Source organism: Clostridium porci (genome assembly GCF_009696375.1).
Classification (GTDB): Bacteria; Bacillota; Clostridia; order Lachnospirales; family Lachnospiraceae; genus Enterocloster; species Enterocloster porci.
Genome location: NZ_VUMD01000003.1, coordinates 135544 through 152330, shown reverse-complemented (window position 1 = coordinate 152330; position 16787 = coordinate 135544). Strand labels below are relative to the sequence as shown.

13 protein-coding genes are annotated in these 16787 nt (G+C 48.9%); 11 read left to right on the top strand and 2 right to left on the bottom strand.

Features of this window, described 5'->3' with window-relative positions:
• The first annotated feature begins 10 nt into the window (after window positions 1–10).
• Window positions 11–826: an ABC transporter permease gene (locus FYJ39_RS04460; RefSeq protein ID WP_154471252.1), complete on the top strand. Its 816-nt coding sequence runs from the start codon at window positions 11–13 to the stop codon at window positions 824–826.
• A gap of 30 nt (window positions 827–856) precedes the next feature.
• Window positions 857–1456: a M48 family metallopeptidase gene (locus FYJ39_RS04455; protein WP_154471251.1), complete on the top strand. Its 600-nt coding sequence runs from the start codon at window positions 857–859 to the stop codon at window positions 1454–1456.
• Window positions 1457–1582: 126 nt separating this feature from the next.
• Here the strand turns inward: FYJ39_RS04455 and FYJ39_RS04450 are convergent, their stop codons facing one another.
• A complete protein-coding gene (locus tag FYJ39_RS04450; protein WP_154471250.1) occupies window positions 1583–3610 on the bottom strand; it encodes a cell division protein FtsA in 2028 nt (675 codons plus the stop codon).
• 510 nt (window positions 3611–4120) lie between these two features.
• On the opposite strand from FYJ39_RS04450, the gene FYJ39_RS21460 reads away from it, so the two are divergent.
• Both FYJ39_RS21460 and FYJ39_RS04440 read left to right on the top strand, forming a co-directional pair.
• Complete coding sequence (locus tag FYJ39_RS21460; protein WP_154471249.1) at window positions 4121–6166, top strand: flagellin N-terminal helical domain-containing protein; 2046 nt, start codon at window positions 4121–4123, stop codon at window positions 6164–6166.
• A gap of 40 nt (window positions 6167–6206) precedes the next feature.
• On the top strand, window positions 6207–6617 hold the full coding sequence (locus FYJ39_RS04440; RefSeq protein WP_154471248.1) for a hypothetical protein: 411 nt from the start codon (window positions 6207–6209) through the stop codon (window positions 6615–6617).
• Between the two features lie 216 nt (window positions 6618–6833).
• Here the strand turns inward: FYJ39_RS04440 and trxA are convergent, their stop codons facing one another.
• Entirely contained in the window at window positions 6834–7151 is a 318-nt protein-coding gene (trxA, locus tag FYJ39_RS04435) for a thioredoxin (protein ID WP_154471247.1), read from the bottom strand.
• 272 nt (window positions 7152–7423) lie between these two features.
• Between trxA and FYJ39_RS04430 the strand changes: the two genes are divergently transcribed.
• The 7 genes from FYJ39_RS04430 to FYJ39_RS04400 all read left to right on the top strand — a co-directional run bounded on the left by FYJ39_RS04430 (window position 7424) and on the right by FYJ39_RS04400 (window position 16742).
• Window positions 7424–8779 (top strand): ABC transporter ATP-binding protein, encoded by a 1356-nt coding sequence (locus FYJ39_RS04430; protein WP_154471246.1) that lies wholly within the window; start codon window positions 7424–7426, stop codon window positions 8777–8779.
• Between the two features lie 51 nt (window positions 8780–8830).
• Window positions 8831–12757 (top strand): glycosyltransferase, encoded by a 3927-nt coding sequence (locus tag FYJ39_RS04425; protein WP_154471245.1) that lies wholly within the window; start codon window positions 8831–8833, stop codon window positions 12755–12757.
• A 110-nt stretch (window positions 12758–12867) separates the two neighbouring features.
• Window positions 12868–13572: a nucleotidyltransferase family protein gene (locus FYJ39_RS04420; RefSeq protein ID WP_154471244.1), complete on the top strand. Its 705-nt coding sequence runs from the start codon at window positions 12868–12870 to the stop codon at window positions 13570–13572.
• A gap of 58 nt (window positions 13573–13630) precedes the next feature.
• Window positions 13631–14701: a GHMP family kinase ATP-binding protein gene (locus tag FYJ39_RS04415; protein WP_154471243.1), complete on the top strand. Its 1071-nt coding sequence runs from the start codon at window positions 13631–13633 to the stop codon at window positions 14699–14701.
• 14 nt (window positions 14702–14715) lie between these two features.
• Window positions 14716–15297, top strand: a complete 582-nt coding sequence (gmhB, locus tag FYJ39_RS04410) for a D-glycero-beta-D-manno-heptose 1,7-bisphosphate 7-phosphatase (RefSeq protein ID WP_154471242.1) — start codon at window positions 14716–14718, stop codon at window positions 15295–15297.
• Window positions 15298–15334: 37 nt separating this feature from the next.
• On the top strand, window positions 15335–15967 hold the full coding sequence (locus FYJ39_RS04405) for a D-sedoheptulose-7-phosphate isomerase (protein ID WP_407923828.1): 633 nt from the start codon (window positions 15335–15337) through the stop codon (window positions 15965–15967).
• On the top strand, window positions 15957–16742 hold the full coding sequence (locus FYJ39_RS04400) for a glycosyltransferase family A protein (RefSeq protein ID WP_154471240.1): 786 nt from the start codon (window positions 15957–15959) through the stop codon (window positions 16740–16742). Before FYJ39_RS04405 ends, FYJ39_RS04400 begins: the two co-directional genes overlap by 11 nt.
• The last annotated feature ends 45 nt before the right edge of the window (window positions 16743–16787 follow it).

The following is a 16787-nucleotide window of genomic DNA, read 5'->3' as shown; positions in this document are numbered from 1 at the left end:
AATCGTGCTTATGAGTTATGTACTGTCTCTGTTGAAGGAGATTATAGAGAAGCGAAGGCTGATATGGGATTTGTCCAAAGCTGATTTCAGAAAGCGGTTTGTAGGCTCTTATTTTGGCGTAGTATGGATGTTTTTGCAGCCCCTGGTAACTGTAATTATCTACTGGTTTATATTCGGCGAATATGGTATGAGAACCACTCCTCCTATACCTAACGCGGATTATGTGGTGTGGCTGGTGCCAGGACTGGTTCCCTGGTTTTTCTACAGCGAGGCGCTTAACTGTATAACCGGCTGCCTGCAGGAATATAGCTATCTCGTGAAAAAGGTGGTATTCAAGGTTGAAATACTGCCTATTATCAAGCTTGTTTCCTGTGTGCTGGTTCACGGGTTTTTTATGGTAATTATGTTTTTGCTGTATCTGGTATACAGACAACCTCTATTTCTTTCCTGGGTTCAGGTGCTGTACTATTCCTTCGCCGCCGCAATGCTGGCTCTGGGGTTTGGGTATCTCACCTGCGCGGTGAATGTATTTTTTAAGGATATGACTAATATTGTGGGAATCTGTCTTCAATTTGGCATATGGATGGCCCCGATTATGTATATTGAGGATATTTTCACAGATAAATCTCCCTGGGCTGAGGTGATTCTTAAGCTGAATCCCTTTTACTATATTGTGGCGGGATACAGGGACAGTATGCTGACCGGGGATTGGTTCTGGCAGAGGCCAACCATGACGGTTTACTATTGGTGCTTTACCATTGTGGTTCTTTTGATTGGGCTTAAGACTTTTAAACGGCTGAGGCCCCATTTTTCAGATGTGCTGTAAGGCAGCTGGAAACAATGAAATGAGGATAGAATGATACAGAAGGTGGAAATAAGCTGGCGTAGGGAGGATGGGGAGGGAGCCATTCCGGTTCAGGTAGTTTATTCCCCGCGGCGAACCATGGGACTGGAGATTAAGGAAGACGGCCGTGTATTTGCCCGTGTTCCCAAGGGACTTCCGCAACAGGCTGTGATGGAATTGATTCAGGGGCGGCAGGAATGGATTGTCCAGAAATGGTTCCTGGTCAAGGAACGGAGGGAGTCTGCCGCCAAACGTCCTCAGCCCGGCTATGTAAGGAATCCTGAGCTGGAGAAGCTTTACAGGGAGAAGGCCAGAGAACAGCTTACAGAACGGACAGCTTACTTTGCCGCTCTTATGGGGGTTTCCTATAACCGGATTGCCATCCGTTCCTCAAGGACAAGGTGGGGAAGCTGCAGCGTTCGGGGAAACCTTAGCTTTCACTGGAAGCTGATTCTTATGCCTCCGCAGATTTTAGATTATGTGGTGGTTCACGAGCTGGCCCATAGGAAGGAGATGAACCATTCACGGCGGTTCTGGGATCAGGTTGAACAGGTGCTTCCAGATTATAAGCAGAGGAGAACGTGGCTGAAGGAAAAGGGGGCGTGGGTGTAAATCGAAGAAATGGCCTTATCCGCCGTGGGCAGTTTTACAAAATGGAAGAATCAAACATATAGTCCGTGCCTTCTGATAGCTCCTGAAAGCACGGACGTTTCAGATCTAGCCTGAAAGCGCAGCTATTTACTCGCAGCGGATAACAATGACATCTCCGTCACATAGCTTTTGCAGAAAGGCGGCGTTTTCGCCGTTTACCGTGATAGTTACCGGTTTGGACAGGTTCTGAAAGTCCAAGCCGGATCGTTCGAGAACGTCCATAAGCATATAGGCTGTTCCATCTGCTTTTTGGTTCAAAGTAACCGGAATATCGTTTAAGATGATATGAAGGATATTTGGAACTCCATCAGCTTTATCTGGATTTGCCTGAGAGGGGAAGACGGCAGTCTGTAGCTTTGGTACTGTTTCCTGCGCTGGTTCTGCCGCTGGTTCTGGTTCTGCCTTTTGCGTATTGCTGTTTGCTTTCCGGGCTGGGGCAGGAGAGCCTTTGGCAGTCCTGCCGCCTTCATACCCATCGGGACTTTCCACCTCTGTTCTTGATGGCATGCTTTCTTTCTCTTCGGTAAAACTCTCAGTTACGATCACATCCCCTGTATGGAGGGCGGTTCCGAAAGAGGCCTTACGTCCGTTGACTACTGCTGTTTTCAATCCAGGCTTTAGAATATCGCCAAGAACTGCCGAGGCATCCTTTCCACAGACAGCGGGCTGAAATTCAATGGCATCTCCTGCATGAATCACCTGGGTCATGGCGCAATCGCTTCCGTTAAGCTTTAGTACTGCGGGAGAGGAGGGGGCTCCAGGTATAACCGTTCTTTTTCCGTTTAGCTGTACTACGATATTCCGGCCAGAGCGGCTGACAAGATGCTTATAGCCATAGCCGTTCATCATAAGTACGTCCATAATTGTAAAAACACCGCTTTTAAACAGCTTGGCAGGCTTTCCGTTCAGGGTTACCCGATAGCTGTCGTTGATAAGGTTTAGTCCTGCCGATACGGCGATACCCAAGGGCGTGGCGTATTCCGGATTATTTAAATCATATTCATCGGAAAATGCGCTCAGCGCGAAGTTGTTTCCCACAATGGCTACTCGTTTGCTGTCCATTCCCAGATATTCCGTGATACATTCCTTAAGCCCAGCCATTTTACTTCCGCCCCCGGCTAAAAAGACTGCGGAGGGAGCTCCGTGATTCAGCTCTATGATTTGCTCTGCTATCTCCTTACATATGGACTGGAGGGGTTCTCGGATACATTCCAGCGCCTCCTGGGCTTTTATCTTCTGTTCAAAGCCGAGAATATCATGGAAGGTCAGCTCATCCTGATTAGAGAGGCCGAACTTAAGCTTCTCTGCTGTGTTAAAATCAATCAGATAGTGCTTCATCAAGGCTTCCGTAATTTCATCTCCTGCCAGGGTAGCCATGGTGTAGCCGGTAATTCCGCCGTCCCGGCATGCCGCAATATCGGATGTACCGGCTCCGATATCTACCATAACCAGATTCAAAAGGCGATGCTCCCGGGGAATGGAAGCGTTAATAGCCGCAATTGGTTCCAGCGTCAGACTGACTACCTCTAAGTCAATTTTATTCATAGCAGAGTAGAGGCTTTCCACCACCTCGCTGGGCAGAAAGGTAGCGATGATTTCCGCTTTCAAACGCCTGCCCTTGTGCTCTAAAATTGTGGAAAAGGTATAATTGTCCAGGGTGTAGGTAAGAACAGAGTAGCCTACCAGGAAGAAACGCCGTTCTGCAACGGCTTCCTCACTGGAGGAAAATGCCTCCTCCGCCTGGCTGATGGCTCCGGCCTCCAGACGGCTGATGATTTCCGGCCCTATTTTGGTGGCCTCAGGAAATTCTAGCTCATAAGAACCGCGCTGGGTCAGAAGGGCTCTTCCTGCTGCTGCGATGCACACCCTGGTGAGAGGAAAACCAAGCTTGCTCTCCAAACGCTTCTTCACTGCCAGAGCAAGCCTTGCAACCTGCTCAATATCCTCGATCTGTCCGTCGATCATGGCCCGTTTGGTATGCTCCTCCCGCTCAATGGCAATCACCTTTAAGCGTTCGTTTTCTACAATTCCTACAATGCCAATTATGCTTCGGGTTCCGATATCCAAAGCAAAAATGCTTTGCTCTTCAAGTTTGGATTTACTTTTTGCTGCCATAAGCACCCCCTTAAACAAGATGGACGATTTGGAATATAATTCCGTACCCAATATAAACAAGGGCTTCCTTATGATTTTACTACAGGTTTTGTCCGGTGTAAAGGGAAGCGTCACGGTTTCATAGGCTGTCCCGGTGGGGAAGTCCGGCTGCGTTCAATCAGCGGGTGCGGAACAAATAATAATGAAAGTGGTTCACAGGTTTAGGTTTTCATGTTACAATATTCTCCATCATAGCATCCCTGCATCAGTTCTTGTTACCGGGATGTGTATTAACACAGAATAAATGGGATCAATACGAATCGTTCCAAAATCCAGAGACAGGGGGGTGCCGCTCCAAATATAGGTATATTCTAAGCGGTAGGTATGACAGGGAGGTCAAGGGGGCAAAGAAGATATTGGCAAAAGGATAAAGGAAGATAGAATAAAGCAATGAATATAGGGCAGGAGCTGCCCGGAGAAACATCTGTAGAATGAATAACAATCATTTTGTAGGAAGGTGGTAGTATTTCTATGGTTATACGGCATAATCTGCCTGCCATGACGGTTGGGCGCTGCCTGTTCCTGGTTTCCAGTCAGGAGTCTAAGCTTCTGGAGAAGCTTTCATCCGGCTATCGGATCAACCGGGCGGCGGACGATGCAGCCGGCTTGGCTATCAGCGAGACGATGCGCTATCAGATTCGAGGGCTTGCCCGTGCCAGAGACAATGCACAGGACGGCATCTGTCTTCTGACAACGGCTGAGGGCGCCCTGCAGGAGGTTCAGGATATGCTTAACCGCATGGCTACCCTGGCTGTGCAGGCCTCCAACGGTATCTATGATGATGACATTGACCGCGCCAACCTGCAAAAGGAGGTGGCTGCCCTGAAAGATGAGATCAACCGCATAGCTGGAAGCACAAGCTTTAACGGTGTCCGTCTGCTGGACGGATCGATTTCCAGAAAGGGAACAAAAGCGGCGGCCGGAGCCGGTGCAAGTACGCCCCATATTATTTTTTATGATGAAGTTGTCCATGAGGTTGTGACAACACAGAAGCCTCAGCATCCGCCAGATCCAGACCTCCAGAAAGCAGAGTGGAATACACTTAAAACGGTGCTAAAAGAACAGATTGTTCCCCAGGCAGTAACAGTTCTTTTAGAGACGTTTCCCGAAACATTTGGGTATTTAAAGGATTCAAGCATTGGAATCGGGTTATCGGTATACGAAAATGATTCTTCTTCTACGGTGGCTTCCGTGATGATGAGAAGCGCCCATATCAGCGGTACGCCGGCAATTGTCGATCTAGCCTATTCTCTTCGGGTCAATACATCATTTCTGTCCCTGGATGACGCGGATCATTATAACTTAACACCAGTCAGCAGGGTGAATCTGGAAAGTACAATTGTCCATGAAATGATGCATGCCCTCATGGATGAAGCCTTGACCGGCGGCATGGCGGGCGTAGATCAAAATATGAAATTTACAGAGGCATTTCCCAGCTGGTTTATTGAGGGAACCGCTCAGGCTGCAGGCGGAGGCGCCGACGATGTAGGGTCCTGGCTCCGAATTGGCGGAAGTACGTCTGAGAAGGATATTCAAGCCCTATTGGATGGAAAAAATAAGCTGGGTTCAGGTACTACGGCGTCTCAGTATGCCACAGGTTATCTGGCAGCCATGTATCTGGGGTATCTGGCTGCTGGCGGTAATTCTGTGGGAGCATCGGATGTAGCCTCAGGGCTGGATCGGATTTTAAATGATGTCAGAGGCGGTAAGAGCCTGAATCAGTCGATTGCAGATAATACCAACAATACCTATTCTGGTATTGATGATTTTGAAGGCAGGTTCGCCCAGGATGGAGCCTCTTTTGTAAGAAAATTTATAGGAGAAGCCGGGGTGGGTAGAGGGGCCCTGGTAACAGGAAATTATCGGGAGAATAATTTATTAGAGGATGTTAATTTAAATCAGCCTTTGTTTAAATTAAATACGGACTATACGGAGGTTTGGAATGAATACCCAGATGGCTATACGGTCATATCTGGAGGACAGGCGAATCAGGCTGGCGTAGCTGGCCCTGACCATCCCAATGCAGCCCCCGGTTCTGCAACCCCCGGAGGAAATACAGGCGCTGGAGCCGGAGGGACTGCGCCCGGCGGGGGAAAGAGTCCTGGCAATGGGATAACTCCCGGCGGAGGTCTTCAACTGCAAATCGGTTCTGACCCTACAGAAACCTTGACTGTACACATTGCGGCCATGGACTCATCTGGTTTAGGGATCGCTGCTATGAATGTGGGAACACAACAGGATGCTGTGGACGCTATTGATATTCTGAAGGATGCCATTCATAAGGTTTCCATGCAGAGAGCTGAGTTGGGGGGCATGCAAAACCGGCTGGAGCATACAATCAACAGCCTGAATAATACCATTGAAAATATCCAGTTTTCGGAGAGCCATATACGGGATACGGACATGGCAGAAGGAATGTCATATCTGGTCCGGCAGATGATAATCCGCCAGGCGGGACAGGCTATGCTGGCCCAGGCGAACCTGTTCGGTCAGGATGTTCTGGCCATGGTGGTGTAAGAAGAATGTATTTTTTTGAAGCATTTCAAGGAGGGAAGATATGGGGATACTGTATGAGGCAGCTTGCCCGGCATGTGATTATAAGACAAGCTTTTGCCTTGGGAGCGGCTTGAGCGGCAGGGATCTTGCCCGAAGTATCCGTGGGCTGGAGGCTGAACAACAGGAGCAGATCCGACAGATGGAGGAAAGGAAGGAGATCTTTGACTTTTCGGCAGAGAATCGGCTGGTTCGATGCAGCCATTGCCCCTCCTCCCAGGGATTGATGGAAAAAACAATCGTTACGATTACGGACATGAACCGGCGACAGCACGTGTTTGGCGATCGCTGCAGATTCTGTGGGAATGTCTTGGAAATTTATGAAGAACAGGTGGCTGAGAAAGGGGATGAAATTGTATGCCCAAAATGCGGAAAGGAATTTCTGATTTTTAGCAGAGCGGGGTTTTGGGATTAAAACGTGTGCGGGTGTTAATTTTACCGGGCCTGCCCTGAATCTTCTTTCATAATTGCTGCAAATAAAATAAGTGGAAGGCTTATTTATCAGGCCTTCCACTCGTCGTTATCTAAGATTCCTATCTTCCCCAGCTGTTTCATGGTATCTTTGACAGTATCCTTCTGCCGGTCCCGCCTGTAGCAGCAGGGATAATATTGGTATCATGTAAGCTGGCTTTTATTTTAATTTGTTAATTGTATTCTCCATCTCAGCGGGAGATACTACGCCGATGCTTTTATCTAAAACCTGGCCCTTTTTCAGATAAATAAGGGTGGGAACGCTCATCACACGGAACCGCTCAGCAAGCTCCGGCTCCTCATCAATGTCTACCTTATAAAAATGTACATCCTTGTAGGTTTCGGCCATGCGCTCTACCACAGGAGAGAGCATCTTACAGGGGCCGCACCAGGTTGCAAAGAAATCAACCACGACCAAATCCTCGCCTGCATTTACTGCCTGATCGAACTCACTTGTCTTTAAATGTGTTATAGCCATGATATAAACCTCCTGAATCTGTATTCTATGTTCTTTCTTTCTGATTATTAGGATACCACATTTTGACGTTATGTTATGTGACAAAAGTCACCGAAGATTATTTCGAAGATTTAATATATAACGGAACAATGGTAAGCCCTCCTAATAAATAGACTACTTCCTTAACTTTTTTTGAAAAATAGATTATAAGGTATAAAAATCTTTCATTCTATGCTATACTTATGCCTAAAGTGGAGAAATATGCTTGAGTGTTTTTGGAAATGGAGAGTGTTATGTCAGTAAAAAAAAGAGACAGTGAATATGCCATAGATGTCAAAGATGTGACGAAGGTGTATCGGTTATATGAGAAGCCCATTGACCGTCTGAAGGAATCCATGAGTATTTCCCATAAAAATTACCACAGGGACTTTTACGCCTTGAATCAGCTTTCCTTTCAGGTGAAAAAAGGAGAGACAGTAGGGATTATCGGTACCAATGGATCAGGCAAGTCCACTATTCTGAAAATTATCACAGGCGTGCTTACCCCCACTGCCGGAGAAGTACAGGTAAACGGCAAGGTATCTGCCCTGCTGGAGCTTGGGGCAGGCTTTAATATGGATTATACAGGAATTGAAAATATATATATGAACGGCACTATGATGGGTTACACGAAAAAGGAAATGGAGGCCAAGCTTCAGGATATTCTGGATTTTGCGGAAATCGGAGATTTTGTATACCAGCCGGTAAAGACCTACTCCAGCGGTATGTTTGTACGGCTGGCTTTTGCGTTAGCTATCAATGTGGAGCCGGAGATTCTGATCGTGGATGAGGCATTGTCAGTGGGGGACGTATTTTTTCAGGCAAAATGCTACAGGCGCATGGAGGAAATCCGCAAGAAGGGAACAACCATTCTGATGGTAACCCATGATATGGGCAGCATCATCAAGTATTGTGATAAGGTGGTTCTCTTAAACAGAGGAGAGTTTGTAGCCCAGGGAGAGCCGGGGCGTATGGTTGATTTATATAAGAAGATATTGGCCGGACAGATGGATGCTTTGATGGAGGAGCTGAAAGAGGAGCAGGGAGAACAAAGCAGGATAAAAGCACCGGAGGCTTCAGGCAGATTAGAGGTGGATAAGGCTCCTGTAAAAGCCGGAGGAGCACTTATGAAGGATAAGCTTACTATCAACTTTGACCGGACGGAGTATGGGGATGGAAGGGCGGAGATTGTTGATTTAGGACTGTTTGATGAGAAGGGGAGCATCACGAACCTTTTGCTAAAGGGCGAAGCCTTTACCATCAAAGAGCGGATTCGCTTTCATGTGGATATACAGGCCCCGATTTTTACCTATACTATTAAGGATAAAAAGGGTACGGAGCTTACAGGCACCAACACCATGTTTGAGGGGGCGGACATTCAACCTGTGAAGGCCGGAGACGAGTATCTGGTAGAGTTTTCCCAGAGGATGACTTTGCAGGGAGGAGAATATCTTCTCAGCATAAGCTGTACCGGCTTTGAGCAGGGAGAGCATGTGGTGTATCACAGGCTCTACGACGTGACCAATCTGACGGTTATCTCTAATAAAAACACGGTAGGGGTTTACGACATGGAGTCACAGGTGAAGGCGGAATTAATATCCTGCAGGTAGGACGCCGGATGAAGGAAGCCTGAAAGAACCCAAAATGGAGAGAGGAATTCCATGAAAGATATAAGTTATGAGCTATTAGATCTGTTTAAAAAATACGGAAGGGACAGGGAAGGCATCGGGCAGATTCTGGCCAGTGAAAGCAGGCCGGAGGTTCTCTATGCCTTATCCCCTATGCGGGGTGATCTTCTGGAATGGCTGGAATGCACCGGGCAGGAGACGGTTCTGGAAATCGGCTCCAGGTACGGCTCTTTTACGGGTGTTCTGGCGGAGAAATGCGCCCATGTAACAGTGATGGATGACAGGGAAGAAAACCTGGCTGTAAACCGGGAGCGTAACAAAGACCATGAAAATGTCGTCTACGGCGATCCGGCAGAGGGAGAAACCTTTGATCTGGCTGTGCTTTTAGGGCTTGATAAGAATAAGAAGCTGAAAGAGGCTCTTAGCTTTGCCAGGCAGAGGCTAAAGCCCCAGGGCCGGCTGGTGTTTGCCTGTGAAAACACCTTGGGTCTGCGCTTTCTGGCAGGGGGGGAGCCGGATGAGGAGGAAGCCTCCTTTACCCAGGAGCAGGTTAAGAAAGCCTTTGGGGAGGCAGGTTTTGAATATACGCAGGTTTACTATCCTATGCCGGATTACAGAATCCCTCTGTCTATTTACTCTGATCGTTATCTTCCTGGAAGGGGAGATTCTGTAAATACCTCCTGGGTCTTTGACAAACCCAGATACGCCTGCTTTGATGAGGAGGCTGTGTCAGGAATGTTGATGGAGGAAGGGGATTTTGGACGGTTTGCCAACAGTTTTCTCTTTATTGGCACGGTAAAGGGACAGAAGGAGAGAACGATTTTTACCAAGTATAACAGAGCAAGAAAGCCTGAGTTTCAGATCCGTACACGTATTTTGGAGGAAGATGGGGAGCGGTATGTGGAGAAGGAAGCTCTGGATGGGGCAGGCAGCTGGCATATCCTCTCCTTTCGCAAAAAGTTTGGCCAGCTCCAGCACTTGAACCCTTTAGTCCGGGCACTTCGTCCTTCTGTGTCTGAGGATGGGAGAAGGGTGCGCTTTCCCTTCCTAAAGGGCATGACCCTGGCAGAAAAGCTGGGAGCGGAGCTTGCGGCAGGAAAGCCTCCGGTGGAAACCCTTAAAGCTGCTATGGCAGCTGTATTTGCTATTGCGGATGAGATGGTGTGTCCCTTTGTGGTAACGCCGGAGTTTACGGAGGTGTTCGGGGAGATACCGCCCATCCAGGATACTGCTTACCGGATCAGCAACATTGACGGACTGTTTGAAAATCTGATGGAAGTGGAGGAGGATGGTGAGAGCCACCTCTATTGCTTGGACTATGAGTGGGTGTTTGACGTTCCGGTTCCTTCCCATTATGTACAGTACCGGAACCTGGCTTATTTTTATAAGCAGTATGGGAAATGGATGGATTTTGATTCCCTGGAAGGGTTTTTGAAGGAATTTGGAGTCAGCAGCCATATGGCCGCTGTGTATGCTTCCATGGAGGAAGCATTCCAGGCCTATGTCCATGATGGAAGCAACAGGGGTTATCTGGATCACTACCAGCAGAAGGTTACAACCCTTGACAAGCTTAAGAGCCTGGATCAGGAGCTTGTAATAGCCAGGGAACGTATCAGCCAGCTTCAGACAGAGGTGGAGGAGAAGAATTTCCAGATCCGCAAGGAGCAGGAGGTTCAGCGCCTTACCAACAACCATGTGGCAAATCTGGAGCTCACGATCAAAAACCTGCGCCATGAGACAGAGGAGCTGGGCAAGCTGGCTGCCTATCTAAACGGTCATGAGGCCTTGGTGTATAAGGCCAGAAGGAAGTTGGGAAATCAGGTGAATCAGATATTTCCCAAGGGAACCAGGAAACGGAAGCTGCTAAATTACGCAGTTCAGTCGGCGCGGCATCCGCTCCGGTACGGAGCGCTTTATATGACGAAGGAAGGACGCAACCAGATTGAGGGTGATTTTAAGATAGGGGAGGACTATTTAAAGCACGGAAGGCTGGTATTTCCAAAAGTGGAGGGCGTGGGAAAGGAGGGGGTGAAGGGATGGGATGGCCCTATGGTCTCCATTGTGATTCCCTGCTACAATCAGGTTCATTATACCTACGCCTGCCTTCAGTCCATTCTGGAGTTTACTGCAGATGTGACCTACGAGGTGATTATCGCGGATGATGTGTCCACAGACGCTACCGCGGAGCTGGAACGCTATACGGAAGGTCTGGTAATATGCCGCAATCAGACGAATCAGGGCTTTCTGCGCAACTGCAATCAGGCAGCGAAGGCTGCCAGGGGCAAGTACATTATGTTCCTGAATAATGACACCAGGGTAACGGAAGGCTGGCTGTCCTCCCTTGTAAATCTTATTGAAGCCGATTCGACCATCGGTATGGTGGGCTCCAAACTGGTGTATCCTGACGGGCGGCTCCAGGAGGCGGGAGGCATCATCTGGAGCGACGGCTCCGGCTGGAATTACGGGCGGCTGGACAATCCTGATAAGGCGGAATACAATTATGTAAAGGATGTAGACTATATATCAGGCGCCGCTATTTTGCTGCCCAGCCGGCTGTGGAGTCAGATAGGGGGCTTTGATGAGCGGTATGCCCCTGCCTATTGTGAGGACTCGGATCTGGCCTTTGAGGTTAGAAAGGCAGGCTACCGTGTCGTTTACCAGCCTCTCTCCAAGGTAATCCATTTTGAGGGAGTCTCTAACGGAACGGACGTAAACGGAACCGGGCTTAAGCGGTATCAGGTGGAAAACAGCAGGAAACTTAAGGAAAAGTGGGCGGAGGAGTTGAAGGGGCAGAGCGTAAATACAGGTAATCCCAATCCCTTCCGCGCCAGGGAGCGCAGTCAGGGAAAGCAGATTATCCTAGTGGTGGATCATTATGTGCCTACCTTTGACAAGGACGCGGGCTCCAAGACCACCTATCAGTATTTGAAAATGTTCTTGAAGAATGGATTCGTGGTGAAGTTCCTTGGAGATAACTTTCTTCATGAGGAGCCTTATACCACCGCCCTTACCCAGATGGGGATTGAGGTTCTCTATGGAGAGGAGTATGGAGCAGGCATCTGGGACTGGCTTAAGAAGAATGGGGATGAAATATCCGTTGCATACCTGAACCGTCCTCATATTGCCTCTAAGTATGTGGACTATATTAAGGATTACACCAGCATCAAGGTGATTTACTATGGGCATGATCTCCATTTCCTGCGGCTGGGACGGGAGTATAAAATGAATGGAGATATCAATATTAAAAGGGAGGCGGATTATTGGAAATCTGTTGAACTAATGATGATGCAGAAGGCGGCGATTTCTTATTACCCCTCTGAGGTGGAGGTAAAAGCGATCCGGGAATTGGACGGAAGCATTCCGGTAAAGGCAATTACCGCTTATGTTTACGATCAGTTCCTGGATAATATTCAGGATGACTTTGCCAGAAGGGAGGGACTGCTCTTTGTAGGCGGTTTTGCCCATCTGCCTAATGTGGACGCGGTTCTGTGGTTTGCAAGAGATGTCTTCCCTCACATCCGGCAGCGCCTTCCTGAGATTGTGTTTTATGTGGTGGGCTCTAAGGCTACAGATGAGATTAAGGCGCTGGAGCAGCCTGGAAATGGGATTGTAGTAAAAGGCTTTGTCAGCGAGGAAGAGCTGGCGCGGCTTTATCAAACCCGCAAAGTAGCAGTGGTTCCGCTGCGGTATGGAGCAGGGGTCAAGGGAAAGGTGGTGGAGGCCGTCTATAATGGGATTCCAGTCGTAACCACCTCTACAGGAGCCGAAGGAATACCCTTAGCAGGCACAGTAATGGAAATTGAAGACCAGCCAAGAGACTTTGCGGACAAAGTGGTAAGGCTGTATTGTGATAATCAGCGCTGTCAAAGCATGTGCCGCAGGACGCAGGAATATATTAAGCACAATTACAGCATGGACGGCGCATGGCGGATCATTGAGGAAGATTTCCGTCAAGTCTGATGAGCGGCGGCAGAGCTCAGAAGCAAGAGGGCAGGGGGAGCCGCAGCCTTCTTGCTAATGGCAGGAGCTTGGAGGAAAAATAGAATGAAACTTGAAAGGAGGCTTCAGATATGCAGGCAGTACTTTTGGCCGGAGGCCTGGGCACCCGCCTCCGCAGCGTAGTATGTGATCGGCCAAAGCCCATGGCGCTAATTGAGGGAAGGCCCTTTATGGAGTATGTAACGGATGAACTGGTCCGCCACGGCATAACAGACATTATTTTTGCAGTGGGCTACAAAGGCTCTATGGTGGAGGCGCATTTTAAGGATGGCGGGGCCTTTGGCTTTCAGGCTCTTTACGCCTACGAGGAAACGCCTCTGGGTACAGGGGGTGCTGTTAAGAATGCAGGGCGCTTTCTTACAGAGGAGCGGTTTTACGTGTTGAATGCAGATACCTTCTACCAGATTGATTATACCCGTCTGGTCTCACAGATGGACAGCCAGTCCCTGGATATGGCTTTGGTTCTCAGGGAGGTGCCGGATGTGTCCAGATACGGTCAGGCCATTCTGGACAGCCGGGGCATTCTTACAGGCTTTAATGAGAAAACCAATCAAGCCGGATCAGGAACCATCAATGGAGGAATTTACCTGCTCAAACGCAGTCTCCTGGAGGAGATACCAGAGGGAAAGGTCTCTTTGGAAAACGAAATGATTCCAGGATGGCTGGCAGAAGGGAAGCGCCTTGGGGGGTTCGTCAATGACGGATACTTTATGGATATTGGTATCCCGGAGGCTTACTTCCAGTTCCAGGAGGACGTAAGAGCTGGAAGGATATAACCCTTAAACAGGACAAAGGCTGCCTGAGATGGGTTCGGTATAAGGAGAGGAAAATCACATGGTAATAAGAGGAAGGGCCCCGTTACGGGTCAGCTTTGGGGGAGGCGGCACAGATGTAGCTCCCTTTTGTGAGAAGCAGGGCGGAGCTATCATTGGAAGCACCATCAATAAATATGCTTATTGCTCCATTGTACCAAGAAAGGACGATCAGATTATCGTTCATTCTCTGGATTTTGATATGACAGTCAAATATAACACCAGTGAAAACTACGTATACGACGGCAGGCTGGATTTGGTGACGGCGGCTCTTAAGGCTATGGATATTAAGGAGGGCTGCGAGGTATATCTCCAGTGCGACGCGCCTCCGGGCTCCGGCCTTGGAACCTCATCCACTGTGATGGTGGCAATGCTTACAGCTATGGCTCGCTGGAGGGGAATCATGATGGACTCCTATGCAATGGCGGATCTGGCCTATCAGGTAGAACGGCAGGACTTAAGAATTGAGGGCGGCTATCAGGATCAATATGCCGCTTCCTTCGGCGGCTTTAACTTCATTGAATTTCACGGTCGTGATGATGTGGTGGTGAATCCGTTGCGCATTAAGAAGGATATTATCCACGAACTTCAATACAACCTGCTGCTTTGCTATACAGGAAAGATTCATGTATCTGCAAATATTATCAAGGATCAGGTGCAGAATTATGAGAAAAAGGATGCTTTTGAAGCCATGTGCGAGGTAAAGGCTCTAGCCTATGCCCTGAAGGACGAGCTTTTAAAGGGGAATCTGCACAGCTTCGGCAAGCTTTTGGATTATGGCTGGCAGAGCAAAAAGCGCATGAGCGCCAAAATTACAAGCCCTCAGATCGATATGCTCTATGAGGAGGCCATAAAGGCCGGTGCATTGGGAGGAAAGCTGCTGGGCGCAGGGGGCGGAGGCTATCTGCTCATGTATTGTCCCTATAACGTGCGCCATAAGGTGGCTGCCCGTATGGAGCAGGCAGGGGGACAGCTGACTGATTGGAATTTTGAGCTGAGGGGAGCTCAGAGCTGGGTAGCGGATGATGAGCGGTGGCAGTATCGCCAGGTTAAGGTTTATATGCCGGAAGGGGCGTACAAGTTTGAGATATAGGACGGATTGAGCATATGGAGCGGATTGTATTTCTGGACAGGGACGGCACCATTAATGAAGAGGTTCATTACCTCTACAGGCCGGAGGATTTGCATATTCTTCCAGGAGTGCCCCAGGCGCTGGCCCTCTTAAAAGAGGCGGGCTACCGTCTGGTGGTAGTGACCAATCAGGCAGGAGTAGCCAGAGGCTATTATACGGAGGAGGATGTAAAGAGGCTTCACACCTATATGAACGGTATTCTCAGGGAATCGGGAGCAGACATTGACCGATTTTATTACTGTCCCCACCATCCGTCTCATGGTATCGGTGTTTATAAAAAGAGCTGCAGCTGCCGCAAGCCTGCAACCGGCATGTTTCAGCTGGCTGAAAGGGAGTTTGGGGTAGACAAAGCTCATTCCTTTATGATAGGGGACAAGCTGTTGGATATAAGGGCCGGGAAGAATTATGGCCTCACTTCCATTCTGGTTGGTACTGGCTATGGAAGAGAGCTGCATGAGGAGGATATGAAAACAGGGGCAGAGCAGATATATGACTGTTATGCGGATGACCTTCTGGAAGCGGCAAAGTGGATCGTAACCCTTTCCCGTCATGAGTGATAATGAAGAAAGGACTGGAAGATAAGCTATGAAAGAGATGGAGTATCTTAAGGAGCTGACCGGGCGGTATCCGGTACTGGAAGCGGTTAAAGAGAATATCCTTGCCGCCTATAAGATTCTAAGGGACTGCTATGAGGGAGGGAACAAGGCGCTCATTGCAGGCAATGGAGGAAGCTGTGCGGACAGTGAGCATATAGTGGGAGAGCTGATGAAGGGCTTTGTAAAGCGGCGTCCGGTGCCGGAGGCTTTTGCCAGAGCCTTAAAGGAAGTGAACGGGGAAAGGGGAGAAGCCCTGGCAGCCAGTCTTCAGCGGGGGTTGCCTGCTATTGCGCTGACAGGGCACTCCGCCCTTACCACTGCGTTTTTAAATGATGTAAACGGGGAGATGAGCGTAGCCCAGCAGCTTTATGGCTATGGAGTCAGGGGGGATGTGTTTTTAGGTATTTCCACCTCTGGAAATGCCAGGAACATCATGTACGGGGTGACAGTTGCCAAGGCGGCAGGAATTAAAACCATCGGTCTGACAGGAAAGGACGGAGGAGCGATAGGAAAGGCCTGTGATGTGGCGATTGTGGTGCCGGAAAGGGAGACCTATAAGATTCAGGAGCTTCATCTTCCTGTGTACCACACCCTCTGCCTGATGCTGGAGGAGCATTTTTATGAAGTATAAGCATGTGTTTTCCATCTGTGCCTACAAGGATTCTCCTTATCTGGAGCGATGCATCCGTTCTCTGAAAGGGCAGACCTGGTCCTCCCACATTATCATCTGTACCTCCACCCCCAGCCGGTATATTGATGAACTGGCATGGAGGTATGGGATTAAGGTATTTGTACGCCATGGTGAAAGCAGTATAAAGGATGACTGGAATTTCGCATACGCTGCTGCAGACGGGGAATTGGTGACCATTGCACATCAGGATGACATGTATCATAAGGATTACGTAAAGGAGCTGATGGCTGCTTACAGAAGGTATCCTGATATGACGGTTTTCACAACGGACTATGGAATTGTGAAGAATGGAAGGCTTCTTATAGGGAATAAAATGCTTTGGGTTAAGAGGCTTCTCCGTATGCCTCTAAGGATTCCGGCCCTGAATAACCGAACCTGGGTGAAGAAGTCCGTATTCATGCTGGGCAATCCCATTTGTTGTCCTGCCACCTCTTACCAGAAGCTGAAGCTGGGAGAGCCTCTGATTCAGTGTGATTACAGCTTTGCTCTGGACTGGGATAATATGCTCCGTCTGGCAGGAGAGCCAGGGCGCTTTATCTGTGTGGAGCGTCCTCTGCTGTTCTACCGGGTACATGATGAGGCTACCACCAAGGCCTGCATTAGGGATAACCGCCGGGCGTTGGAGGAGGAGGCCATGTTTCGCAGGCTGTGGCCAGCTTTTATGGCCCGATGGCTGATGAGGTTTTATAGGGCAGCCTACCATGCTTATGATTGAGAAAAAGCAGCGGAGAAGGAGAGAGCCTTAAACGCTGCTATGAGA